This window comes from Paraniabella aurantiaca, assembly GCF_050309965.1.
Lineage (GTDB): Bacteria > Bacteroidota > Bacteroidia > Chitinophagales > Chitinophagaceae > Niabella.
On sequence record NZ_JBLOSY010000001.1, the window covers coordinates 751099 to 775064 of the forward strand.

At 40.9% G+C, this 23966-nt stretch carries 22 protein-coding genes; 4 read left to right on the forward strand and 18 right to left on the reverse strand.

Translation table 11 applies throughout. The annotated features are described in order from the left end of the window. Positions 1–171 precede the first annotated feature (171 nt). The 10 genes from ACLOAU_RS03385 to ACLOAU_RS03430 form a co-directional block, all read right to left on the reverse strand. Positions 172–426, reverse strand: a complete 255-nt coding sequence (locus ACLOAU_RS03385) for a hypothetical protein (RefSeq protein WP_427860418.1) — start codon at positions 424–426, stop codon at positions 172–174. Positions 427–574: 148 nt separating this feature from the next. Beyond that, positions 575–1387: a hypothetical protein gene (locus ACLOAU_RS03390; protein WP_427860419.1), complete on the reverse strand. Its 813-nt coding sequence runs from the start codon at positions 1385–1387 to the stop codon at positions 575–577. Positions 1388–1404: 17 nt separating this feature from the next. Continuing rightward, the gene (locus tag ACLOAU_RS03395; RefSeq protein ID WP_427860420.1) at positions 1405–1728 is read right to left on the reverse strand and encodes a helix-turn-helix domain-containing protein; all 324 of its coding nucleotides are present in this window, start codon (positions 1726–1728) and stop codon (positions 1405–1407) included. Between the two features lie 2 nt (positions 1729–1730). Then, the gene (locus ACLOAU_RS03400; protein WP_427860421.1) at positions 1731–2078 is read right to left on the reverse strand and encodes a type II toxin-antitoxin system RelE/ParE family toxin; all 348 of its coding nucleotides are present in this window, start codon (positions 2076–2078) and stop codon (positions 1731–1733) included. 154 nt (positions 2079–2232) lie between these two features. Continuing rightward, a complete protein-coding gene (locus tag ACLOAU_RS03405) occupies positions 2233–7080 on the reverse strand; it encodes a DNA repair ATPase (RefSeq protein WP_427860422.1) in 4848 nt (1615 codons plus the stop codon). A 205-nt stretch (positions 7081–7285) separates the two neighbouring features. Next, positions 7286–9349 (reverse strand): flotillin family protein, encoded by a 2064-nt coding sequence (locus ACLOAU_RS03410; RefSeq protein WP_427860423.1) that lies wholly within the window; start codon positions 9347–9349, stop codon positions 7286–7288. 19 nt (positions 9350–9368) lie between these two features. After that, entirely contained in the window at positions 9369–9998 is a 630-nt protein-coding gene (locus ACLOAU_RS03415; protein ID WP_427860425.1) for a hypothetical protein, read from the reverse strand. A gap of 34 nt (positions 9999–10032) precedes the next feature. After that, a complete protein-coding gene (locus ACLOAU_RS03420; RefSeq protein WP_427860426.1) occupies positions 10033–10470 on the reverse strand; it encodes a hypothetical protein in 438 nt (145 codons plus the stop codon). A gap of 26 nt (positions 10471–10496) precedes the next feature. After that, complete coding sequence (locus ACLOAU_RS03425) at positions 10497–11222, reverse strand: PspA/IM30 family protein (protein ID WP_427860427.1); 726 nt, start codon at positions 11220–11222, stop codon at positions 10497–10499. A gap of 25 nt (positions 11223–11247) precedes the next feature. Then, the gene (locus ACLOAU_RS03430) at positions 11248–11634 is read right to left on the reverse strand and encodes a YbjN domain-containing protein (protein WP_427860428.1); all 387 of its coding nucleotides are present in this window, start codon (positions 11632–11634) and stop codon (positions 11248–11250) included. A 156-nt stretch (positions 11635–11790) separates the two neighbouring features. Between ACLOAU_RS03430 and ACLOAU_RS03435 the strand changes: the two genes are divergently transcribed. Then, positions 11791–12411, forward strand: a complete 621-nt coding sequence (locus tag ACLOAU_RS03435) for a helix-turn-helix domain-containing protein (protein ID WP_427860429.1) — start codon at positions 11791–11793, stop codon at positions 12409–12411. A 160-nt stretch (positions 12412–12571) separates the two neighbouring features. Here the strand turns inward: ACLOAU_RS03435 and recG are convergent, their stop codons facing one another. Further along, positions 12572–14707 (reverse strand): ATP-dependent DNA helicase RecG, encoded by a 2136-nt coding sequence (gene recG / locus ACLOAU_RS03440; protein WP_427862677.1) that lies wholly within the window; start codon positions 14705–14707, stop codon positions 12572–12574. 172 nt (positions 14708–14879) lie between these two features. Between recG and ACLOAU_RS03445 the strand changes: the two genes are divergently transcribed. Together ACLOAU_RS03445 and ACLOAU_RS03450 are read left to right on the forward strand one after the other, a co-directional pair. Beyond that, positions 14880–15704 (forward strand): helix-turn-helix domain-containing protein, encoded by an 825-nt coding sequence (locus ACLOAU_RS03445; protein ID WP_427860431.1) that lies wholly within the window; start codon positions 14880–14882, stop codon positions 15702–15704. A gap of 78 nt (positions 15705–15782) precedes the next feature. Further along, positions 15783–16409, forward strand: a complete 627-nt coding sequence (locus tag ACLOAU_RS03450; RefSeq protein WP_427860432.1) for a DUF417 family protein — start codon at positions 15783–15785, stop codon at positions 16407–16409. Positions 16410–16483: 74 nt separating this feature from the next. Here the strand turns inward: ACLOAU_RS03450 and ACLOAU_RS03455 are convergent, their stop codons facing one another. The 6 genes from ACLOAU_RS03455 to rfbB all read right to left on the reverse strand — a co-directional run bounded on the left by ACLOAU_RS03455 (position 16484) and on the right by rfbB (position 22082). Further along, complete coding sequence (locus ACLOAU_RS03455; protein ID WP_240847408.1) at positions 16484–16987, reverse strand: RNA polymerase sigma factor; 504 nt, start codon at positions 16985–16987, stop codon at positions 16484–16486. Positions 16988–17256: 269 nt separating this feature from the next. After that, entirely contained in the window at positions 17257–18237 is a 981-nt protein-coding gene (locus ACLOAU_RS03460; protein WP_427860433.1) for a UDP-glucuronic acid decarboxylase family protein, read from the reverse strand. Positions 18238–18240: 3 nt separating this feature from the next. After that, a complete protein-coding gene (locus ACLOAU_RS03465; RefSeq protein WP_427860434.1) occupies positions 18241–19563 on the reverse strand; it encodes a UDP-glucose dehydrogenase family protein in 1323 nt (440 codons plus the stop codon). Between the two features lie 146 nt (positions 19564–19709). After that, positions 19710–20564, reverse strand: coding sequence for a glucose-1-phosphate thymidylyltransferase RfbA (rfbA, locus tag ACLOAU_RS03470; RefSeq protein WP_427860435.1), 855 nt, complete (start codon positions 20562–20564; stop codon positions 19710–19712). Next, positions 20561–21004, reverse strand: a complete 444-nt coding sequence (locus ACLOAU_RS03475; protein WP_427860436.1) for a hypothetical protein — start codon at positions 21002–21004, stop codon at positions 20561–20563. The genes rfbA and ACLOAU_RS03475 overlap by 4 nt, the downstream gene beginning before the upstream one ends. A 22-nt stretch (positions 21005–21026) precedes the next feature. Continuing rightward, the gene (gene rfbB, locus ACLOAU_RS03480) at positions 21027–22082 is read right to left on the reverse strand and encodes a dTDP-glucose 4,6-dehydratase (protein WP_427860437.1); all 1056 of its coding nucleotides are present in this window, start codon (positions 22080–22082) and stop codon (positions 21027–21029) included. 155 nt (positions 22083–22237) lie between these two features. On the opposite strand from rfbB, the gene ACLOAU_RS03485 reads away from it, so the two are divergent. Then, complete coding sequence (locus tag ACLOAU_RS03485; RefSeq protein WP_427860438.1) at positions 22238–23398, forward strand: acyltransferase family protein; 1161 nt, start codon at positions 22238–22240, stop codon at positions 23396–23398. Here ACLOAU_RS03485 and ACLOAU_RS03490 read toward each other — a convergent pair. Beyond that, the gene (locus ACLOAU_RS03490) at positions 23395–23964 is read right to left on the reverse strand and encodes a 2'-5' RNA ligase family protein (protein WP_427860439.1); all 570 of its coding nucleotides are present in this window, start codon (positions 23962–23964) and stop codon (positions 23395–23397) included. The two genes, ACLOAU_RS03485 and ACLOAU_RS03490, sit on opposite strands and share 4 nt — an antisense overlap. Between the last annotated feature and the right edge of the window lie 2 nt (positions 23965–23966).

Here is a 23966-nt window from a genome sequence, read left to right on the forward strand (position 1 = left end):
TTCTTGAATAACACAACACCTACATTGTAAGGTTGCGTACCTACGGCACGCAGAACATTTATCCTATTATCGGCTACCAACAGGTCGTCCCTATGGGACTGAAAATATCCGCTTTGGTGTGTACCCATAGCAGCAGGCCTTTAACGGATTATTATCTCTACGGGACTTGCCTTATTTCAAATTCCGCTCTTTTAAAATACGCTCTAGCTCTTGTTTGTTGTATTTCGGCTTTCTATTGACCAGCTTGTAAATAAGAAACAATGGGATCAGCAGAAAGAATCCAAAACCGTTTTTCACCAAGCTGTAAAACACAATGCCTATTAAGAAACCAATGAACCCGGCATTCATCATAGCCTCAGATTTCATTTTTTTAGCTGCCTGTAGTAATTTCTCATCTGTTAATTCAGCCAGTTCTTTTTGACTCATTTAAAAATGTCGTTTATCGTTATAGTTGAGTTGGTTTGTCTTAAAATTTCTATTAATGGTTTGGATTACGTTTAGCTGAAAATTTAAAAAACCGCGGGAATCACCTCTTCACTGCCAGGCCGCACAAAGCGTACCTGTTATAAGCAATTTATTTAAAGTACTCCACCATTTCATAGTTGCCGTCATAATATTTATGAAGTAATTCTTTTAGATAATATTTATGCTGTACGCCTGTAAGAATGGCAATTTTTTTGCCCTTGTGCTCATTTGCTTTTTTAATAATGTTTATAGCCATAGTATTATTTCTTAAATCCCAGAAATTACACCAAAGCTGGTAGCCCTCTTTATAGGAAATCTTTTCTCCGTCAGGCTTCAGCACAAACCTTTGGGAAAAGATTTCTTCTGAACCGGTTATTGTAGGCAATTCATGATGTTGTATAAATTGCCTGTTCCTGTTAGCCGCTTCAAACTCATTTGAATTCAATGCCTGGATACCTTTTTTTGAAAAATCAACCAATGCGCTATTTGCTTCTTTATACTTCTCGAAAATTTTGGTATTTGCCGGACTAAGTAAGTTCTTTTTATACAAGCTATCTATAAGATTTATTGTGAGATTATCAGTAGGAACCATTCCGTTATCTCTTCTATATTGATTTCTTCGTTCAAATTCAAAGGGCAGATTTAATGTTTCAGGATACTTTTTTAAGTACATCAAAGAAGCGTTCTGTTCATTCGATTGAGGGCTGATATCTTTAAAGTAGCTTGAAATTTGTTCGCTGTCATTCTCCTGCAACAAAATATCGGGTTTTATATGATCCAATATTTCAAATAGCATTTGTGGATTTAGAATAGCAGAAGATTCGTGAACGGTTCCAATGATGTATAGTCTCGTCTTTTTTGTCTCCTGGCAATGACCTATTTTAAAAGAAAGAAAAAGGGAAAAGAATAGTAAATATTTCATTATTTATACATAAATAATTAATAGGCCATTTTCTTGTTGTTCAATTCCACGTTAAAATTCACTTTCGCACCCAATGCGTCAAACACTTTCAAAACAGTTTCAAACCTGGCATTTTTCACACTATTCTCAATTTTAGAAATTTGAGCCTTCTGTACCCCAACAAGATTACCCAGCTGCTCCTGCGTTAAGTTGCGCTCCTGCCTCGCCTGTTTGATGGCCTGCCCTAACAAGTCTATTCTCAACTCATTTTCAAATGCCTCTCTCTTGTCAGTACCTCGCTTGCCAATATGCTTGTCTATCATAGTGTCAAGCGAAACAGTTTTCAATTTATTTGTAGTCATAATTATCTCCTATTGGCTTTGTTGTGAAAATATTGTTTCCTTATTTCTTCAGCTTTTTTTATTTCCCTCGTTGGAGTTTTTTGTGTCTTTTTCAAAATTCCATGTGTAGCGATAACTAACGCTTCTTTGTCTTCTATTCTGTCCCAAAATGCAAAAAGACGGTATGCTTTGCTGTTGTATAAAGTTCGAAATTCCCAGATGAAATCATTAAGTTTCTTAAAGAGTTCATTATCATTTACAAATTGCGCCTTCCTGATATTGTAGTAAATTTTTTCCCTGGCTTTGTCATCAATGTTTTCCAGGAATTCTACCGCTTCGGGTAATAACTCAATATTAAAGGTTGGCTTCATTGCAATTTATAACAAAGATACAGGTTTCCCAATAGGGAAACGAATCAAATTGAAATTTTAGCATCTTCCACATGTTTTCAGTACGCGAGCGTAACTATTTAATCAATATGCGAAATATATACTATGCCTACAATGTAAGGCCGGGAAATCTAATTCAGTTCTTACTACTTCCCCGCAGCACTTCTTTAATTCCCTCCAGTCCATCTACAAACTGGTTCATCTGTGCAATGATCTGCGAAAACTTATCCTGATCGCCCAGGCCTTTCAACATGCGATATTTTTTAAACTCTTTCTTAATATCCTCCCATCTGCTGACTTCTTCAGGCGTAAGTAAGCCCATAATCTCTTTTAGTTTTAAAAGGTTGGCTTCTGCATCTTTAGTAAGCGTTTGAGATTCATTTTTATAATGGTTGGACACCAGTTCTGTTACCTCTGCCGCTGTCATAATAGGAATAATAGCAGACAACATCTTATTCATATTGCGATAAGATCCCTGCAACTTAAACGGCGGTTCTTCTCTAAAGGTATCCATAATGCCTGCCGATTGAATATAGGTTTCGTTTACTTTCAAAACCGTAGCTCTTACCTGCAATGCATGCTTCACCACCTGTATAAAGTCCTGTATTTCAGAAGCTGTAAAATTACCATCCAAATTGGGAAGATTGCGTTCAGGATCTTGTACATAGGCTACCAATTTATACAGGTTCTCCATACCATTTTGTGATAGCTTTCTTAAATGCGTGTTGGCCATCAAAGCATTCTCCAGCATACTCATTTCAAACTGGGCTTTACTTACCGAAGTCATATCACCCAGGTTGTATATATCAGCCCTGTTGGAGAGCATGTCAGGTATCTTAAATATTTCACCAGACTCGGTGTAGGGATTACCTGCCATTACCAATGCGAAACGTTTGCCCCGCAGATCGTAGGTTTTAGGCTCGCTATTAAACACTCCATCCATCCTTCTTTGTCCATCTGCCAGCGAAATAAATTTCTGCAGGAACTCGGTATTACAATGCTGGATATCATCGATATACAACATTACGTTGTCGCCCATCTCCAACGCCAGGTTCAGCTTGCGCAGCTCGCTTTTGGCGGCTGCATCTTTCGCTTCACTGGGATCTACTGATGTAATACTATGCCCCAGGGAAGGACCGTTGATCTTAATAAATACCAGTCCCAGCCGGTCGGCTACATACTCCATCAACGTTGTTTTTCCATAACCGGGTGGCGATACCAACAGTAACAAGCCACTTCTATCACTTCGCTTGGCATCACCCGACTCTCCTATTTGCTTAGAAAAGTTAGCGCCGATCAACGGGAAATACACCTGGTTAATTAACTGGTTTCTTACAAAGGAAGTCAGCACTTCTGTTTTGAAGTTTTCCAGGTTCAATTGCCTGCCCTTCTGCAACAACAGCTCTCTCTTTAATTGCTGCAAACGCAAAAACTGGGGAACAATATGCGTATCATGATCTTTCAATAACCTCACCCAATAATAATGATCCAGCACAAATGCATTGCCATCCTGTTGCACCGATTGGAGACCAGCTACTTCTATGACATGGTGATCATCATCTGTTTCAATCCGAGTACTGCCTTCCGTGATCAGCATGGCAGTGAGCTCCATCATCAGGTCACCTGGAATTTCAATCTGCTCTTTTACAGAGAAACGGTACAACCAGCTTTCCACCAGCGCCCAAAGCATGGCAGGTTTATCTTTCAACTCCTGCATGTACTCCTGGTACTTCTTGTCTATAAAATCAGCTTTCAGGTGCTTTTTAAAAGCAGTGAATATATCATTATCGGCATGCGAAACCATAGTAACACCCGCCGGACTGCCATATAAATAAGCCGCTGCAGCCTGTGTATCCAATTCGATATAAGGAAACTCTTCCTGTATAAATATCTTAATTTTTTTTGCAGCCTCTTTTATGAAAAGCTCAATCTCTTTTTGCTGACTATAATGTGTTTTTAAGAATTTCACCGCTGTGATCTTGCGGGTAAAATCTTCCTTCTCCGCAGCTGGCAGGTAATGCCAGAAGATATGTGCCAGTGCGCGCTCTTCGGGCAGGTAACTCAGTACACCGAGGTCAGTCCTTAACTGCAGCCAATTCGTTGCCAGTAACAGGGCATCTTTATCATGCACCCCTTTTACATAACCCTCAGATGGATGAGCCGTAAGATAAGCATTAACCCGCTGCTCCAGTTCGGCGGCAGCAGGATGATCATCTGCTGCATATTGCTGCATCATGCGCCAGGCCAGGTACACAGCCCTTGGAACAACCTTGCTCTCAGATACATATTCCTGCTCTATCACAGCCTTCAGAGACTCCATCTCCGGATGATGAACGGGCTCAAAATAAGAAGTGCCTGTTATATGATAATTATAAACGCCTTCCCTGTTGGTAAGCGTTAACGCTACATTTTGCGATTGAATGGCAAATCGGTATTTACCCATGGCCAATATCTGCGCACCATCTACATACAATTCTTTCCGATCCTTCAGGTTGCGGATCGCTTCCTGCTGCACCACCAGCAATTGCTGCTGAATCTCTTCACTTTTGGCAGCATCCTCCATAGCCATCAGCTCCTGTGCCATCTGGCGTGCCCGGTCTACCATCAGATCTGATGAAAAGAAGGCATTGATCTCCGATTCAGTTTCAAAGTTTTTAGCTTTATTTTTTACACCGGTGATAATTCGTTCTGCTGCCTGCTGTAACTGGCCTGCTCTTTTGTTTTTTTGTTCGAGTAATTGCACTTTTCTCGCTTCAAAACTGTCATATAACACCTGCCGCTTCTCCGAAGTGTGCACCTGTACTTCATCCCAGTCGGCAAAGCGCATTTCTATTTCTTCTAATTGTATGGTAAGCTTCGACAAATATTCATTCACTTTCTCAGGGCTATCAGCCATATCCAGAAAGTTGATGATAGACTGATCCAGCAAAGTCATTTGCGCCTGGAACTCGGCCTGCGATTCTTTTTTATTTAGTTCATTACGCCGGTTTTGTATTTGGGTACGTAACTGATTTAAACTGGAAAATAGCTGCGATATATTTTCGATAATTTTTGCGGACTGGGAAGCATCATCAATTTTTAGTTGATTTATGATATCGATCAACATTTCCAATGCACCGGCAATCTCCGTACTTTGCTGTTCCAGTGCTTTTACTTCCACCACTTTTGCGGCCTCTGGTAAGGCTTCCTGTAATTGCTGTATCTGCAGCTGATAGGGCTGAAGGGCATCGTCACGTAGCAGAAATTCTACACAGGCTTTAGATAGTTCATCCGATTTCTCTGTTAACACTTTCTCATGCGCGGCCAATACCGTTTCATTGGTATAAGCTACTTTTTTCAGCGTGATCAGCTCGCCTTTCAATAATCGCAGCGCTGACAAGAGCTTTACATAATCCTGCAAGGTTTCTTTTTTCGAAGTGCGCACATCGAATACCAGCTTCGAAACCTTTTCTTCAGCATCTGCCATGAGCTTGGCAGCATTGGCACGCATTTCTACTACCTTTTGAAACTCATCAATAGCGTTGGTGGCAATTTGTTTCAGATCGGTAAGCGCGGCGGCAAACTGGTAATGCGTACTATCCTGCATCCAGAAATAAGAGTCGTAGATCTCGCGGCTCTTATCCAATATATCATCGTATAAGCCTTCATAGTTATCCGGCTGATCCAGCAATACCAGCAGTTCCCGCACTTCTGCCATCGCCTGCACAATAGGTTTGTTACCGATCTTGTATAAATGATGCTGGCTTACTGCTTCATTCAACATCATTTCTTTGGTAAAAGGTGTTTGCCAAACCTGTATCAAATGATGACGTGTAGGATCTTTCTCGGAAATAAAATACAATAACTGTCCATTCTCAAAAATGGTAAAGCCATTGCAGAGAATAGGCGTTTGAACCTGCTGCTCAATTACATTATAAGAAAGCAGGATATAGCTATGACTACTTTCCTGGTAAAATAAGTATAGAAAGTCCTCTCCATTCGGCGCATCAATACGGCCACTAAATTTAACCTGCTCCAGCTTCCGGTCGAAGATTTTATGCTCTCCATTTTGAAGATAATAACCATTCGACAGAAGTATGCCCTGCCCTTCCGGCAACAGCAGCCCTGCATCTGCCAATGTATCTACACGCATCACCGTCTTCAGCCTGTCATTAAAAATAAAATAACGATCGTCTTCGAGATAGGGCTTTATTCTGAGCAGAATGATATTACCCAGGTCAGCAAACCAGATCTCCCCGTCGTCCAGGGTTTGATCTTTCTGCTCTACGTCTTCATGATAGATGCCTTTACCGGTATCCGTATTATCTTCTATTTTAATAGACAGGTCACCGTTAATCGTCTCCACAAAAACGCGATCGAGTATAGAAACATGTGGGTTTTTACCCGTGCGCTGCATATCGCGTGTGGCTTTCTCCCAGGCAAAATCGTGTTGTGCAGGATACTTAACTTCATGTGCACTACGACCGTCTATAAACTGCAGGCGCTCTCCATCTACCAGCCATTTAAAGGCTTTAATATCCTGCACATTGGCTGTTTGCTGAAACACCATATACAGCAAATTGCCCTTTATATGAAAACGAGAGAAAGAGGCATTGCGATAGTATTTGTACAGGTTCTTAAACTCCGTCACAAACTCCTCCTGTTCTAACATCGAAGTATTTTGCGCAATAAACTCTTTTCCATCAAACCGGTAAATGCTGAACACATCTGCAATGCTAATATCCTGCTTTAATCCAAATTGTACATTGTATCCTAAAATGCACAATCCACCCATAGCCATTATATCTTTGGCTATGCAGTTATTAGCGGTGTTGATACGCAAATTTGCCAGTAACTCAAATGCCGTTGCGCCGAACACTTCCTTACGCTCCTTATTCAGCAACGCAACATTATCCAGTATTTTATTTTTCTGAACCTGCAGCCGTTGAAGAATCACTTCATAGGCGCCGGAATCCATTTGTATTTCAGTAGTATTTTCTGACATAATATTCTGCTTCGAAAACGATGAGATAACGCAATTGTAATTTCACAATTATAATCTTATTTAAGAACAGCTTAAACCGATGATTACAATTAGCACCTGCATGAGTTAATATTCCTAAACAGATGTCACCCTGAGCCTGACGAAGGGTTTATTATTTCAACAATGGTTCACCAGGCCCAACCATGACATCCGTTATATTTCACATCTATCCCTTCAACTGCTGTATCTTTTTATTTTCAATACCCAATCCTTTCGCAAAACTGAGCAGGTTGTTTAAAAAGCCTTTGTCAGATCCCGTTGCTGATGTTTGAATACGGGCTACCAATGCTGCTATAGAAAGATTCTTGATATCCTCGCTGCTTACATCGTACTTATCAGCCAGGTTACGGATTTTACTGATAATATTTTCTTCGCCGTCACCCTGGCCTAACAGATTATCGGATAGTTGTGATAAATGATAAGAGTTATCGATCAGCTTATCCAGCCCTTTACCATTCGACACCTGGCGCACTACATTATCAAAGAATGTATTGTCACCGCCTACGATATCAATCTTCGCATTCCTGAAGGCATCACCCAACACGCTGGCCTGCGCTTCTGCAATATCTTTCTGAATGCTGATTTCAGCCAATGCAATTTCCTTATCCTTCTGTAACGTAAGGCGAAACTCCTCATGCTCCTTACCGGCATCATTCAGTTTTTTAATAGCCAGAGATTTCTCGTCCATACCCTTTGCTTCCGCTACAATTTTCTCACGTATCACTTCAGCTTCTGCCAGCCCTTCTTTACGTTTGGCTTCCGCCCTGGCTTCTATACCCGCAGCTTCCGCAATAGCCGTCTTTTCAATCACCGCCGCATCTACCAACCCCTGTCTTTCCATTGCTTCAGCTTTAGCATGCATCACCTGCGCTTCAGACAAACCTATTGTGGCTTCTTCTTTTGCCTTAGCATCCGCTATTACTTTGCGTGCTTCCGCTTCTTTGCCGGCAGCTTCTTTGCGGGCATTGGCCTCAATCAATACTTTCTGCGCCTCGTGAGTGGCTGCTTTTTCTTGCGACTCCGCTCTCTTCACTTCCTCAATCATCTTAGATTCAGCATCCTGACTGGCTCTAATCACTGCCGCATCTTTCAAACGATTAGCTTCCTTTAACACCTGCACATCCTTTATTTTTTCCTGTTCTTCTACAACTGTTTTTTCCAGGGCCACCCTTTCGCGAATCGCATCCTGGATGTTTTTCTTTTCGATCTCCAGGGCCTTATCTTTTTCGATACCCGCCAATGCTACTACACGCTCACGCTCCGTTAACTCCAGGTATTTATCTTTCAATACACGTTCTGTCTCTACGGCTTCTGCACGCTCTTTGTTCTTAGCAGCAATAATCACCTGTCTTAATTTATTTTCTTCCTGGATCAACAACTGTTCTTCCGTTTGTATCCTGATCCTTTCAGAACGCAACCGCTCGGTTTCTTTCACCGAATCAATTTCTGCCTGCTCACGTGACTTTATATTTTCAATTTCCCTGCGCTGCGATTCTTCTTTTTCTTTCAGCTGGCGCTCCAGCTCCAATATTGCTTCCCTGGTTTCAACATCCTGTTTCTTTATCGTACGCTCTTCATCTCTGCGGATCTGGTTCGATTTTATGTTTTGCACCGCGGTTAACTCGGTAATTTTTTTGATACCCTCAGCATCCAGGATATTCTCTCTATCCAATAACTCCACACGGGTTTGTTCGAGGTAATCTATGGCACAATCATCCAGTACATATCCGTTCAAATCGGTGCCAATAATATTGATGATCTCTTCCCTGAACTCACGACGCGCTTCATACAGTTCAATGAAATCAAATTTCTTACCAACTGTTTTTAAGGCTTCGGAGAATTTAGACTCAAACAAATCCGTTAGCGTTTCATGAGAAGATGCTCTGTCCGTACCAATGGTTTGTGCTACGTTGATGATATCATCTACTGATTTATTTACGCGAACGAAAAAGGCCACTTTGATATCTGCGCGCATATTGTCTTTGCAAATAAGTCCTTCCCTGCCCATACGTTCAATATCCAGCTTTTTTACAGAGATATCCATAACCTCCTGCTTATGCAGTATGGGAATAACCAGGCCGGCATTGAAAAATACTTTTACGCCGCCTTGCCCGGTACGGATCAATATTTTTCCCTGGCTAACTTTTTTATACATCGAGATGAGCCAGAAAATGAGCCCGATAACGACGAGCACTAAAAAAGCAGCAGTAATGTAGAACGAGTAATTCATAAATTGAGTTGTTTAATAGTTATAGGTTGTAAGATTGTACTAAATAAAATTTTTCATCGGAGGAAGCTTCCAGGATAATCACCTGTTCTCCCGTTTTATATTCTTCATCGGTCATCGATTTAGCATATACCCTGATCACATCGCCTTCATGTTTTATTTCAATTTGCCCGATCTTATTTTGACGGATACCAGCCACTACCGTTCCCACTTTGCCAATAAAGTCAATACTTTGTTCTCCCTTATGATTGAACATGCGATACAGTTTCAGGAAAGGCATGGCTACTACTTTGGTCAGCAAAAGGCCTACTATAAATGCCGGCAGGTATAAAACAAAGCCGATCCACTTATCCTCCCAGCCCAACAATGGCGTAATATTTACCATGACCAGCCACATAAAAATGCTTACCAATGACAGGATGAATAGAATTGGCAGTTCTCCAATATAAAAGAATTTCAGCACGCTGTCCCAGGCGCTGTCCCCGCTATGCTGAGTTTCGGGGTGATCATGATCTATATCAGCGTCCGCATCAGTCACATCCAAATCAAGACCTGTAAAAATGGTAATGACCCAGTAAATAGCAAATAATATGGCAAATAGTGTTGCAATAAAGTTTACCTTGGAGAAAGCGATATGAAAAAATTCCTGCATGTTGGTTTGGATTTGATGTAAGTATTATAGTTGGTTAGCTCTTCGTATACAAGCCACGCGACCAGTCGTTCTTTCCTGCATAAGCTAATGAATCGCCTATAACTGGCTGGAGCCTTTTATTTCGTATTTCAAGTAGCCAATAAATAAAGTTGCCAACTCCGCTTATGAGGATGATGATCAAAATCCACACTACCCGCATATTCCCATTTTGCAACAGTGGGTTTTGAGCGGCGTGCAAGACAAAATAGATGGTACTTACTATAAAAAATACCGATGCCCCCAGGCACAAAACCAAAAGTACACTGACATCATTAAACAGATCAGCCAATAACGGTTGTAAAACCTCCGATTTATAAGTACCGCTGAATGCCGAAATAAAAAATGAAAGATAAACCACAAAGCAAAGAGCAAACAGTATCACCGGCCCTGTAGCCAGAAAGGTCTGAACCGGTTTATTGTTAAGTAGTCTCATTGTTTAAACTTTTGAGGAAACAGTAATCAGGATGATGCACCTTCTTGCCCTTTGTCATTATCAATGCCCAATTGGCTTTTCAATTGAGCTAATTCATCTTCCACAGAAATCTCTTCAATGATCTTGTTTACTTTTTCATCATTGCTTTCTTCTTTCTGATTCATTTCTCCATAAGCCTGCGCCAGCGCTTCTTCATCTAATACTTTATCCTTCATACGCTCCAGCATAGAAGCAACACTGTTAGAGTCCATTTTCATCAGCTGCTTGTTGATCTGCTGCGTAGCATTACTTACTTTAACCCTGGCTTTCAGTGTCTTCAATTCGCTTTCCCATTGGGCAATGCTTAATTTAATCTTGGTAACATTGCCTTCCAACGCAGTTACCTGTAGTTGTAAGGATGCCACCTGTTGATCAGCCTCTGTTATTCTACGGGTGATATCCGCTTTCTTCCTTAGGTTTTCTTTTACCAGCTGGTCAGCCTTTTCATTTTGCAATGCCCCTTCCTGTGCTTTCTTCAGCAATAATACTGATTTGTTGTGTATAGTTTCCTGCTCTTCACGATATTGTCTCAACTCATTTCCCCGGCGAATATGCATAGCTTTCACCTCAGCCAAAGCCCTGTTAGCCTGGTCCAGTTCGGTATGCAGATCCCGCAGCCCCTGTTCGATCATTTTGATGGGGTCTTCCAGCTTATCAATGGCCGAATGGGTTTCAGCCTGTCCTATTTTAAAAAGTCTCTGAAAAATATTCATGGCATTCTTTTTTAATGATGATTAATTATTTGCTGAACTTCATTATTTCATTAGAATATTCTGAAAGTAACAGCGATAACGAGTTAATGGTGGTTTCCAGTTCGAGCTTGTCAAGCGATTCAACCTGCAACGTATTACGGAAGATCACTTTTTCACCGGTTTCATCCAGTACAAAAGCTCCGTGTACAATGTCCCTGTTCTTGATCAACAGCTCACGATAAACCGAATCGCTGTTACAATTGAACAGGTACTGCTCAACAATTAAAATAGGGTTAGCAACGCCCAGTACCATATTCCTAATCCCATATTCCTGCTTGTCTATGACGATGATGCCATCGTTTTCATTTTCATATAAAACTTCATAGTCAAGCTCGGTAACATAGTTTTTTACTTTACCAAAAAAACTCTCCATTCAATGCGTTTTAAGTTTTTTACAAATAGATTGCGCAACCTGAGATCAAATCTACCAAGAAATTTTTAAATATGCAAATATTATTAGCAATATTTTTAGATAATGTTATTTTAATTTGCAACAATGTTACTTATATTTGCTAAAACAGAATAAATCATGTCGAATTTCGGTTCTAATATTAAAAAGATACGAAGCTTAAAGAATTACACGCAGCAGCACCTGGCAGATATTTTAGGGCTAACCCGTGCTGCGGTAAGTTCTTATGAAGAAGGAAGAGCAGAACCGAAAATAGAAACACTTACAAGGGCATCCCAGATATTTGGCGTCAGTGTAGATGATTTTATCAATAAGAAACTAACGGTTAACGAGGTAACCCACTTTAAGGTGCCTGAAATAGCTCCTAAAACAACCCCCACCAACCCAGGCGAAGCTCTTTTCCCCAGCAATGCCAATTGGGTTAGCATAAAAAATGCTACTATTATTGACAATAGATTCACCATAGATCAAATAATATTAGCAAAAGAGGATGAAATCAGCATTTTTCAGCCTCAAATCATTTATACGGGCAATGCAACTTTCGTTGTTTCGGTTAAAAAGATCGCTAATGATAAGCTCCTCATAAGTAACCATGCAATTGCTTTGAGTGATATTACTTTTGTAAAGACGATCCTGGGCTGGTACCAGCCCTTAAGCCAGGAGGGAAGCGGAGGTATTTTTGAAGAATTGGACTCCATTAAGAACAGGCTATCCGAATTAGAAAAGAAAATTGCTGATTAAAGGTTGCGTACCTACGACACGCTATGTATATGATTGGTATCAGGTTACCAATAAATTGTTCCTACGGAACATACCAGTGAATAAAATGTTGAGGACATTTCCTCTGAAAATAGTAATCACTCTAGGAAGGTCAAATAGCAATATCATTCCATATTTACTACTAGGAGATTTTACTCCAGATCGTCTTTCCTTTTTGCGACTGCAGGAACTCTTTTAAGGCGATGTTTTCCGGCTTGGACAGATCAGGATCATCCGTTAATATTTCTTCGGTTACTTTTTTGGCGGCATCTACCATCGCCCTGTCATTTACAATATTCGCCAGCTTAAAGTCTACCACACCGCTTTGGCGGGTACCTTCAATATCACCAGGACCACGTAACTCCAGGTCTTTTTCGGCTATTACAAAACCGTTATTGGTGGAAGTCATGATCTTCATACGTTCACGCGCCACATTGCCCAATTTTTTGCCGGTTAGCAAAATACAGTAACTCTTCTCAGCGCCTCGCCCTACCCTGCCGCGTAGCTGATGCAATTGTGACAGGCCAAATTTTTCTGCACTCTCAATCACCATTACGGATGCATTGGGGACGTTTACCCCCACTTCAATCACCGTGGTAGATACCATGATCTGCGTGTCATGTTCTACAAAGCGCCGCATGTTCTCTTCTTTCTGAATAGCAGGCTGTTTGCCATGCACCATACTGATCCAATACTGCGGCTCAGGGAAATAAGTCTTGATCTCATCATAGCCACGCATCAGGTTTTCATAATCAAGCTTATCACTTTCTTCTATCAACGGGAAGATCACATATACCTGTCTTCCCAAAGCAATCTCTGCTTTTAAAAAGTCCATTACATTGCTTCTATCATTATCAAGCCTATGTACTGTCTGTATAGGCTGCCTGCCCGGCGGCAATTCGTCAATAACACTATAATCCAAATCCCCATAGGCAGTCATGGCCAGGGTACGCGGTATAGGCGTTGCTGTCATCACCAATACATGCGGAGGAGTATGGTTTTTCTCCCAAAGCCGGGCCCTCTGCGCTACGCCAAAACGATGCTGTTCATCTACAATTACGAGTCCCAGGTTTTGAAACTGAACCGTGTCTTCAATAACCGCATGCGTGCCTATTAATAAATGAATACTCCCATCGGCCACACCCTTAAGGATTGGTTTTCGCTCCTTGCCTTTTACCGAACCAGTGAGCAAGTCCACACCAATATTCATATCTTTTAAGAGCGATGAAATACCCTGAAAATGCTGCCGGGCGAGGATTTCTGTAGGTGCCATCAATACCGACTGATAGCCATTGTCTGCCGCCAGCAACATACAAAGCAGGGCCACTATAGTTTTTCCGCTGCCCACATCTCCCTGCAGCAAACGGTTCATTTGTTTTCCTCGGGCCGTGTCGTTTCTTATTTCTTTGAGTACCCTTTTTTGTGCCCCCGTTAGTTCAAAAGGCAGATACCGGTTATAAAAGGTATTGAAATGATCGCCCACCGCATCAAAAACAACACCTTTTGAAAACCGGTGCCGTTGGGAACGCAGCAGGTTCATACGCATTTGTGCCAGGAAAATCTCTTCGAATTTCAACCTTCGTAACGCGGCTTCATAGTGCTTTTGTGTTTGGGGAAAATGGATCTGCTGGTAAGCATCAAACCGTGGCATGAGCTTCAACTCTTCCATCATTTTTTGAGGAAAGTTCTCGGGAATATCCTGCGGCTTTATATGTGGTAGTAGCAACTGCGTGAGCTTACCCAATTGTCGTCCGCCTAGGTTTTTAGCCTTGAGCTTTTCGGTGGAAGGATAGATCGGCTCCAAAAAAGCCTTGCCCTCCAGTTTTTCGGGGGTCCATGCTTCAATTTCAGGATGCACTAACTGAGGCTTGCTCATAAACCAGGATAGCTTACCATAAACTATATAAGCTTTTCCAGGTTGCAGCATTTTCTGAATCTGGTTAATAGCGCTGAACCATACTACTTCAACGGTCCCGGTTTTATCTCTTATCTGGGAAACCAGACGGCGCGCCCTGTTTTGCCCGATTACCTGAAAGGGTTCCAGTATTCCTACAAACTGCAGGTATTCATCTGCTGGTGTAGCATCGCCAATAGGGGTGAACTTTGTTTTATCAACATGCCTAAACGGGAAATGTTGTAACAGGTCATTGAAGGTGAATATGCCCAACTCCTTCTGCAACAATTCGGCACGCTGAGGACCTACTCCTTTCAGGTAAGCAATGGGACTGGATAATATTTGCGAATGCGGCGTGATATATAAAAAGTTGTGACCGCGAATTTAAATGGTATGCCTGATAAAAAGCGCAAAGCGGTTCTGCCTTTGTAAATGATTCTGCGATAACAACAATGTAAAACGGCAGATTAAGTATCCGCAATGGACCCAACCGATGTATCGTAACATTATACTTATTTTTGATTTTTAAGTCAACAAAAAACGAAGGAGTAACTGCTTGAATGACGTAATAAAAACAGAGCACATTACCAACCCCAAAAGTCTGAAAGAACTTAATGAGGCCTACTATCTTATATTGTTGTTTGATGGGACCGCCAGTTTTTCTATAGATTTCATCGAGCATACCTGTAACGGGAAAAGCCTGCTTTTTCTGTCACCTTACCAATTACTTCAATGGAACGCTCACAACCCGCCTGTTGTAGACCTGCTCCGTTTTCACGGAGATTTTTACTGCATTGAGTACCATAAAGAGGAGGTCGCCTGTAACGGCATTCTCTTCAACAACATCTATGAGCGTCCTTTTATTTCGGTGCCGGAGGTGATTTTCCAAGAAATAACGGCTGCCTTTTATAAAATAAAAGCTATGGAAAATTCATCACAGCATGCGGATCTCTCTATCATGAGATCGTACCTGCAACTGATCCTGGCATTAAGCAGCAAAGAAAAACAAATCATCATGGCTGAAAATCGCGTGGCCGGTCACGGGAAAAACAGTCTTGCTTCTTTCCAGAATTTGCTGGAGCAGCACTTTATCAGCAGCCGGTCTGTTTCTTTTTATGCAGCTCACTATGGTCTTTCGGTAAACGCGTTCAGCAAACAAATTAAAAAGCAGTTTAGTAAAACACCTTCGCAACTGATCCAGGAGCGCCTGATATTAGAATCAAAAAGACTGCTTCACTTAACTTTTAAAAGCATTAAAGAGATCGCCACGGAGTTAGGATTTGAAGACGGATTTTATTTCAGCCGTTTTTTTAAAAAGGAAACGGGTGTACCGCCTAAAACCTTCCGGGAAAAAGTAGGCATATCCATTGCGGCAAAATAATCTATACATTATCCGCATTCATCCATTTTTCTCTTCAACAGCCCGAACTAATTTCGACCTGATTTAAAACACATGTATATGCAATATGTATTCAGGTTTTTTGCAGCACAGCAATACCGGTTCGTTCATTGTTTAAGAATGGCTGTATTTATAGTAATGGCATGGATTGGTGGCCTTAAAGCTTTTCAATATGAAGCCGATGGGATTGTACCCTTTGTTATCAACAGCCCTTTTATGAGCTTCTTTTATAAAAATGCTAAAGAAATGGTCACCAACAGCGAAGGCCAACAGGTTGCCGCTTACACACTTCACAAAAACGCTGAGGGTCAAACCGTGCGTAAAAATATCAACTGGCACCAGGATAACGGCACTTATGTATTCTCTTATGGATTAGGAGCTGCTATTGTAGCAATAGGGGTTTTGGTTTTATCAGGAATCTGGTTTGCCAGGGCTGGTTTTTGGGGTGGCATTTTAACCGCCGGGATGTCGGTAGTGACCTTATCCTTTTTAATCACTACTCCCGAAGTGTATGTACCTAACCTGGGAGGAGATTTCCCTACCCCGCAATATGGATTTCCCTATTTAAGCGGGGCGGGAAGATTAGTATTAAAGGATGTTATTATGCTTGCTGCGGGTTTACTGATTGCGTCTGATTCAGCACGTAGCATTTTGGTATCGGTTAGAAAACGGCAATCACTCATTTAACAATGAGAAGCATTATCTGGATATTCCTAACTAAAACAAATACAAAAAATCCCGCATCAGGCGGGACTTTCTATTTAATATCTGTTGATCTGCTCTTTTAATAACTTACGTGCAAAGTGAATACGGCTCTTAATCGTACCCAGTGGTTCATCCAGGTATTCAGAAATTTCCTGGTATTTATATCCTTCGAAATACAATTTAAAAGGCACTTTAAAAGTTTCAGGAAGCCCGTCAACCGCTGCTTCAATCTCTTTTTGCCTTAAACTGCTTTCTGCAGAATTAGATACAGATACCTGCCTCAGGTTGATCAGGTAATCTTCGGGTGTATTATCGAAAACCGTTCTGCGTTTTGCATTTCGACGGTAATCATTGATAAATATATTGCGCATGATCGTAAATAACCATGCCTTTATATTAGTACCCGAATTGTACTTTTCCTTATTTGCCAGCGCCTTATACAGGGTCTCCTGATAAAGGTCATTTGCTGTTTCGTTATTTTTTGTAAGGTTAACTGCGAAAGGTTTTAAAAACCCTGCATTGTCAACCAATAAATCGCTGAACTCTTTTTCCTTTTCCATACTGCCCGGGGTTTATTCTTGTGAAGAAATGTGACCAAAATTAACGCTTAAACATTAATCCTTTTTGGCTTGAGGAAAATATTACAAAAACTTTACCGAACACGATTGCGTGACAATACTACAGTTTAGCTTTTCAGAATCTTCCGCAAATGGCAGTCCCAAACTGTTAAACTGCCATCAAGCCGTTAAATTAAGGCTGTCGGAATGTAGACGCTTTGACTTTTGTAAAGGTTCGCCCGTTCGTAAAATATTTATTATGAACAGATAAGTTACTTGGTTGATGCAAATTCTTTGGGCTGCTTAAACCATTCTTCGGGTGGTAACGACTTGAAGTAATTGTAAGTATCCTTCAGTCCTTCCGCCCGGTTTACCTTAGGCTCCCAATTGAGAATAGCTTTTGCCTTGGTTATATCCGGCTTTCTTTGCTTCGGATCATCTACTGGTAGTGGCTTGTAAATAATTTTCACTGTGTTGCCCGTTAAAGACAATACTTCTTCTGCAAAATCTTTAAGAGAGATCTCGTCAGGATTACCGATATTAACAGGATTTACATAATCACTTAATAACAAACGATATATACCTTCAACCAGGTCGCTTACATAACAAAAGCTGCGGGTTTGCGATCCATCGCCAAAAACAGTAATATTTTCACCTCTTAATGCCTGACCAATGAATGCCGGAAGTGCTCGACCATCGTTAAGCCTCATGCGGGGGCCATACGTGTTAAAAATCCGAATGATGCGTGTTTCTACCTTATGAAATGTGTGATAAGCCATGGTAATCGACTCCATATATCTCTTGGCCTCATCATACACACCCCTTGGACCAACCGGGTTTACATTTCCCCAATACTCCTCAGTTTGAGGATGGATGAGCGGATCGCCATAAACTTCGCTTGTAGAGGCCACCAGTATACGCGCACCTTTTGCTTTAGCCAGGCCCAGGCAATTGTGTGTACCCATTGCACCCACTTTCAAGGTTTGGATGGGGATTTTAAGATAGTCTATAGGGCTGGCCGGAGACGCAAAATGAAGAATATAATCCAGGCTACCGGGAACATGAATATACTTGGTAACATCGTGATGATAAAATTCAAAATCCGGATTGGGAAAAAGATGCTCCAGGTTTTTCAAATCACCGGTGATCAGGTTGTCCATGGCTATTACGTGATAGCCTTCTTTAATAAAACGATCACAGAGGTGAGAACCCAAAAAACCGGCTGCCCCTGTAATTAATACTCTCTTCTTCATGTTTTAGTTTTTACCGTTGACAATTTTACGCCCGATGCTATTGTAATAAAATCCTAACTCCTCCATTTTTTCCAGGCTGTACACGTTTCTTCCATCGAATACAACTTTAGACTTCAGGTTTTTTACCATACGCTCAAAATCAGGATTCCTGAACTCACTCCATTCTGTAACAATCAACAAAGCGTCTGCCTCTTTCAATCCAACATACTGATCTTTCGCATACTTGATTTTATTACCGAACAAGGCTTTCACATTTGCCATCGCTTCCGGATCGAAAACAGTAACTTCAGCGCCGGCATTTAAAAGCTCATTAATTAGTTCCAAAGCGGGAGCATCTCTGATATCATCCGTTTCCGGCTTAAAGGCTAAGCCCCACATGGCGAACTTCTTGCCCTTCAGGCTATTTTTGTAAAACCTTTTTATTTTTCCAAACAATACTTTTTTCTGGTTTTTATTCACCTTCATTACGGTGTCCAGCAGTTTAAATTCGTATTTATTCTGTTTTGAAGTATGGTGCAATGCCAGTACATCTTTGGGGAAGCAGCTTCCACCGTAACCGATACCCGGGAAAAGGAAACGTTTACCAATGCGGCTGTCACTTCCGATACCAATACGAACCAGGTCAACATTGGCACCCGTTAACTCGCATAGATTGGCGACTTCATTCATATAAGAAATACGCATAGCCAGGTAAGAATTGGCTACATATTTGGTCATTTCGGAGCTGCGTTCATCCATAAAGTAAATAGGATTGCCCTGGCGTACAAATGGCTGGTATAGCTCATTCATTACGTCCCGCGCACGATCAGAAGAAGTACCTATTACAACTCTGTCAGGTTTTAAAAAGTCGTCAACAGCAATACCTTCCCGTAAAAACTCCGGGTTAGACACCACATCAAAAAGCTCAGGTGAAAGCTTTCTTCCCAGTACTTCTGCTACCTTTTCGGCAGTACCAACAGGAACCGTGCTTTTATTAACAATTACTTTATATTCCTTTATGATCTTTGACAGATCTTCAGCTACATTCAAAATGTATTTCAAATCAGCAGAACCGTCTTCCCCCGGAGGAGTAGGAAGTGCTAAAAAGATAATATCCGATTTATCTACTGCAGCTTTCAGATCTGTAGTAAACAGAATTCGTTTCTCTTTAATATTTCGTTGAAGCAGTACATCTAAACCGGGTTCATATATAGGGCATTTCCCCTTTTTTAACTGTTCTATTTTTGCTTTGTTTACATCTACGCAGTTTACAACGTTTCCGGTTTCGGCAAAACAGGTCCCTGTTACTAATCCGACGTAACCTGTTCCGACTACAGCTATTTTCATATTAAAATTTTATTGATAAATATTGCCGCTATTGTTATATCGACATTTTAGAAGGCTTTTATTAATTTGGTTTGTTACCAGCAAATGTATTCTTAAAAGTAAGAACTTATAACCTTTGGGTGCTTAAATCAGGCAAATCTTTATAGCTATAGCCTTTTCAGATACTCTCCATACCCACTTTTAATCAACTCATCACCTAGTACATGTAGCTGCTCTTTGTTGATAAACCCGTTACGCCAGGCGATTTCCTCGATACACCCTATTTTGGTTCCCTGCCTCTTTTCAATCACCCGTACAAATTCAGCAGCATCTGTCAGTGAGTCGAAAGTTCCCGTATCCAGCCAGGCAGTGCCCCTGTCTAAAACCGCTACATGCAGTTTTTCGTCCTTCAAATAAATTTTGTTGACATCTGTAATTTCATACTCACCACGGGCTGAAGGTTCTAACTGCCGCGCGATATCTACAACAGAATTATCATAAAAATAAAGCCCCGGAACTGCAAAATTAGATTTAGGCTGTTGAGGTTTTTCTTCTATGGAAATGGCTTTGCTATTTTCATCAAACTCAACTACGCCGTATCTCTCCGGATCACTTACCTGGTAGGCAAAAACATATCCTCCATCTACATCCGTTAATTTTTTCAACTGGGTTCCCAAACCAGAGCCGTAAAAAATATTATCACCTAAAACAAGCGCTACTTTATCGTTCCCAATAAATTCGGCACCAATAACAAAGGCTTGCGCCAGGCCGTTGGGTACTTCCTGCACTGCATACTCAAATCTACAGCCAACGCGCGACCCATCTCCCAATAGTCTTTGAAAACCTGCATTATCCTCCGGTGTGGTGATAATCAATACCTCGTTGATACCCGCCATCATTAATACAGACAAAGGATAATAGATCATCGGCTTATCGTAAATAGGCATTAATTGTTTGCTGATCGCCTTCGTAATGGGGTACAACCGGGTGCCGGATCCGCCGGCGAGAATAATTCCTTTCATTTTTTGTTTTTATTTTCCAATACGCTTTTTGTTGCGTGTTGAATATCGTTATCCAGATTATGAAAAAGATTAACCGGGCAAAAAATGTACTGGCCTTCTTTGGAGAGGGATGCGTTTTCTTTATAAAACTTTATTAAAGATGCCAGTTGTTTTTCTGTCACGGTTGCAAACTCAGTGTAATATTTTTCCTTATAATTATAATCATTATAAATTTCTTTCAAAATGCCAGTAACATCCTCTTGCGTTATACTGTCCTTACGCGTTTGGTTAGCAGTCATCGCAAGTACAGATACTTTAATACTGGCAGCTTGCAACAATGCTTTTTTAAACTGACTAACTTCAATAAACTCGTCAATTAATTTCTCTTGTGCCTTACTGGTTGGAATACCATAAACAACGGTTTGCGCGGGGAGATTCAATCCGCATAGCAAATAAAACACTAGTACAATACTGATGTTTATTTTATTCCGCATACTGTTTATCATAATATTTCTGGTAATCACCACTGGTTACATTTTCAAGCCATTCTTTATTGCTTAAAAACCAGTCGATGGTTTTGGACAAACCTTCTTCAAAAGTTACGGAAGGAGACCAGCCCAATTCTTTATTGATTTTAGTAGCGTCGATCGCATATCGTAAATCATGACCGGGACGATCTTTTACGAAGGTAATCAGTTGTTCACTGGTGCCAGATTCACGACCCAATTTCTCATCCATTTGCTTGCAAAGCAGCTTTACCAAATCAATATTCTTCCATTCATTAAATCCACCTACGTTGTATTTTTCGCTGTCTTTCCCTTCATGAAAAACTAAATCAATTGCTCTTGCATGGTCAATTACATACAACCAGTCGCGGGTATACTTACCATCTCCATAAACCGGAAGCGGCTTATTATTGATGATATTGTGGATCATCAGCGGAATTAACTTCTCAGGGAAATGATTGGGCCCATAGTTATTGGAACAGTTGGTTAAAACCACGGGCAGACCGTAAGTATCAGCGTAGGCATACACAAAATGATCTGAAGAAGCTTTAGATGCAGAATAAGGAGAATGAGGGTCATAGGAAGTTTCTTCGGCGAAAAAACCGGTATCTCCTAAAGCGCCGTACACCTCATCGGTTGATACATGATGAAATCTTTTACCCTCGTAATTATCCTTCCACAGCTCTTTGGCTGCGTTCAGCAGGTTTACTGTACCGATTACATTTGTATATACAAAATCTAATGGAGAGGTGATTGACCTGTCTACATGACTTTCAGCAGCAAGGTGAATAACCCCATCGGGATTATGCTTTTGAAAAACCGCTTTCACTGCTTCAGCGTCTACAATATTGGCTTTTTCAAAAATATAGTTTGGCTCGTCCTGAATATCTTGCAGATTTTCAAGGTTACCCGCATAAGTAAGGGCATCAAGGTTCACTATTTTATAGTCAGGGTACTTATTTACAAATAATCTCACCACATGTGAGCCAATAAAACCAGCTCCACCAGTAATAACAATGGTCTTTTTAGCCATAGATTTCTAATATTTTTTTATATAAACCGAATAGTGTGCAAATATAACAGTATGGTCGTTTACCATGAAATTCATGTTTCTCCGCTGTTGATTGGTAGTTTTATCCTATTTCCTCCCTTTAAATAGTATATTTATAGCTCTTATCATATTAAATAATGAAGACACGCTACCGTTCTTTAGATATTTTCAGAGGTGCCACTGTATGCCTCATGATTCTGGTAAATAACCCTGGCAGCTGGTCACAGATTTTTGCTCCGCTAAAACACGCACCCTGGCATGGTCTTACACCTACCGACCTGGTTTTCCCCTTTTTTCTTTTTGCAGTTGGCAACGCTATGGCATTTGTATTACCCCGGTTAAAAGAGCAAGGCCCCGGTGTATTCTGGCGAAAAGTAATGAAACGTTCCATCCTCATTTTTGCTATAGGTCTTTTTTTGAACTGGTACCCATTTGTAAGATGGCATGAGGGTAGCCTGGAATTTATTGGCTGGGTAAATCAACACAACAGTGAGAAAGGCGTGCGCATTTTCGGCGTTTTGCAACGTATTGCCGTATGTTACCTTTTTGCATCAATTATCGCTTTTTATCTGAAACCCAAAGCTGCCTGGTTTTTCTCAATAATTCTTTTATTGGCATATTGGGCTTTTTGCCTGCTGGGCAATTCAACAGATCCCTATAGCTTAGAAGGTTGGTTTGGCACCAATATAGACAAAGCTATTCTTGGTATTTCGCACATGTATAAAGGAGAAGGTGTGCCCTTTGATCCCGAAGGGTTATTAAGCACCATACCCGCTATTGTCGAGGTTATTTTTGGCTTTTTTGTGGGGTCGTATATTAAGAATACCGCGAGTTCAACAGAGCCTTCGTCTATTTATAAAATGCTGACCGGGTTATTTGTTGCAGGAGTAGCATTGTTGCTTACCGGGTTTTGCTGGGATATGGTTTTTCCTATTAATAAAAAGATATGGACCAGTTCCTATACCGTGTATACGGTTGGGTTGGCAATTATTACCTTAAGCACTATGATCTATTTGATCGAAGTGAAAAACTACAAAGGCTTTCCTACCCGTTTTTTTGAAGTATTTGGCAAAAATGCCTTGTTTATTTTTTCCCTGAGCGCCTTTTTACCCAAAACTGCTGGTCTTTTTACTTCGGATGAGGGCGTTAATTTCTGGAATTTTCTTTACAAGAAGATTTATATCAATATCCCGGGTGATCCTAAATTTGGGTCATTGATGTATGCATTAACAGTTATTCTTTTTATGTGGGCAATTTGCTGGTGGCTGGATAAAAAGAAGATCTATATAAAAGTCTAATAGGTCATAACAAGATTCTGAAATATCATTCTCTTTAATATCTGCCAGCTAGTAAACCCTTCCATGCGTTTAAGCAGCAACATTTCGTTGGCTATGAAAGTAGCGGAAAAGCTCTTTTTCTCATACTCCTCCCAGCTTTTAATAAATTGAAAAGCCTGAAGGCCTTTAGCCAAAGTCAGACGAGGTATTTTATTAATCCGAACCTGGGGTACCTGAGAGAGCACTGCCCCGATCTGATCTGATAAAAGCCGGAGCGGTATTAGGTTTTCGATTCCTATGTAAATTTCCCTTTGCTCGTGTTCACCAAAATTTTTAAGATGCAATTTAAAGGGCATTGATCCTAAAGCAATCCGGTCCACCTGATCAATGGTGGCCTGTTCGTTGGATTCGTAATCACTAAACTCAGCCAGATAAATAAACGGCTGTCCGCCTGCAATCACCATTCCCTTATACTGTTCATCAAACAGTGTCTTTGCCTCTGCAATTTTCTTCTTGACTGCTGGCTTGGGATCAATAATTAACCGGTAATCATTTAACGGATTATATGTGGTTATCAATTCCTGCATAA

Excerpts from the sequence above, each read along its gene's own strand:
- ACLOAU_RS03485 (WP_427860438.1), top strand. The coding sequence starts at position 22,238 with ATGAAGACACGCTACCGTTCTTTAGATATTTTCAGAGGTGCCACTGTA.
- ACLOAU_RS03465 (WP_427860434.1), bottom strand. The coding sequence starts at position 19,563 with ATGAAAATAGCTGTAGTCGGAACAGGTTACGTCGGATTAGTAACAGGG.
- rfbB (WP_427860437.1), bottom strand. The coding sequence starts at position 22,082 with ATGGCTAAAAAGACCATTGTTATTACTGGTGGAGCTGGTTTTATTGGC.
- ACLOAU_RS03425 (WP_427860427.1), bottom strand. The coding sequence starts at position 11,222 with ATGAATATTTTTCAGAGACTTTTTAAAATAGGACAGGCTGAAACCCAT.
- ACLOAU_RS03415 (WP_427860425.1), bottom strand. The coding sequence starts at position 9,998 with ATGCAGGAATTTTTTCATATCGCTTTCTCCAAGGTAAACTTTATTGCA.
- ACLOAU_RS03460 (WP_427860433.1), bottom strand. The coding sequence starts at position 18,237 with ATGAAGAAGAGAGTATTAATTACAGGGGCAGCCGGTTTTTTGGGTTCT.
- ACLOAU_RS03410 (WP_427860423.1), bottom strand. The coding sequence starts at position 9,349 with ATGAATTACTCGTTCTACATTACTGCTGCTTTTTTAGTGCTCGTCGTT.
- ACLOAU_RS03400 (WP_427860421.1), bottom strand. The coding sequence starts at position 2,078 with ATGAAGCCAACCTTTAATATTGAGTTATTACCCGAAGCGGTAGAATTC.
- ACLOAU_RS03430 (WP_427860428.1), bottom strand. The coding sequence starts at position 11,634 with ATGGAGAGTTTTTTTGGTAAAGTAAAAAACTATGTTACCGAGCTTGAC.
- ACLOAU_RS03455 (WP_240847408.1), bottom strand. The coding sequence starts at position 16,987 with ATGGAAAAGGAAAAAGAGTTCAGCGATTTATTGGTTGACAATGCAGGG.
- ACLOAU_RS03385 (WP_427860418.1), bottom strand. The coding sequence starts at position 426 with ATGAGTCAAAAAGAACTGGCTGAATTAACAGATGAGAAATTACTACAG.
- ACLOAU_RS03405 (WP_427860422.1), bottom strand. The coding sequence starts at position 7,080 with ATGTCAGAAAATACTACTGAAATACAAATGGATTCCGGCGCCTATGAA.
- ACLOAU_RS03390 (WP_427860419.1), bottom strand. The coding sequence starts at position 1,387 with ATGAAATATTTACTATTCTTTTCCCTTTTTCTTTCTTTTAAAATAGGT.
- ACLOAU_RS03395 (WP_427860420.1), bottom strand. The coding sequence starts at position 1,728 with ATGACTACAAATAAATTGAAAACTGTTTCGCTTGACACTATGATAGAC.
- ACLOAU_RS03490 (WP_427860439.1), bottom strand. The coding sequence starts at position 23,964 with ATGCAGGAATTGATAACCACATATAATCCGTTAAATGATTACCGGTTA.
- ACLOAU_RS03450 (WP_427860432.1), top strand. The coding sequence starts at position 15,783 with ATGCAATATGTATTCAGGTTTTTTGCAGCACAGCAATACCGGTTCGTT.
- rfbA (WP_427860435.1), bottom strand. The coding sequence starts at position 20,564 with ATGAAAGGAATTATTCTCGCCGGCGGATCCGGCACCCGGTTGTACCCC.
- ACLOAU_RS03420 (WP_427860426.1), bottom strand. The coding sequence starts at position 10,470 with ATGAGACTACTTAACAATAAACCGGTTCAGACCTTTCTGGCTACAGGG.
- ACLOAU_RS03435 (WP_427860429.1), top strand. The coding sequence starts at position 11,791 with ATGTCGAATTTCGGTTCTAATATTAAAAAGATACGAAGCTTAAAGAAT.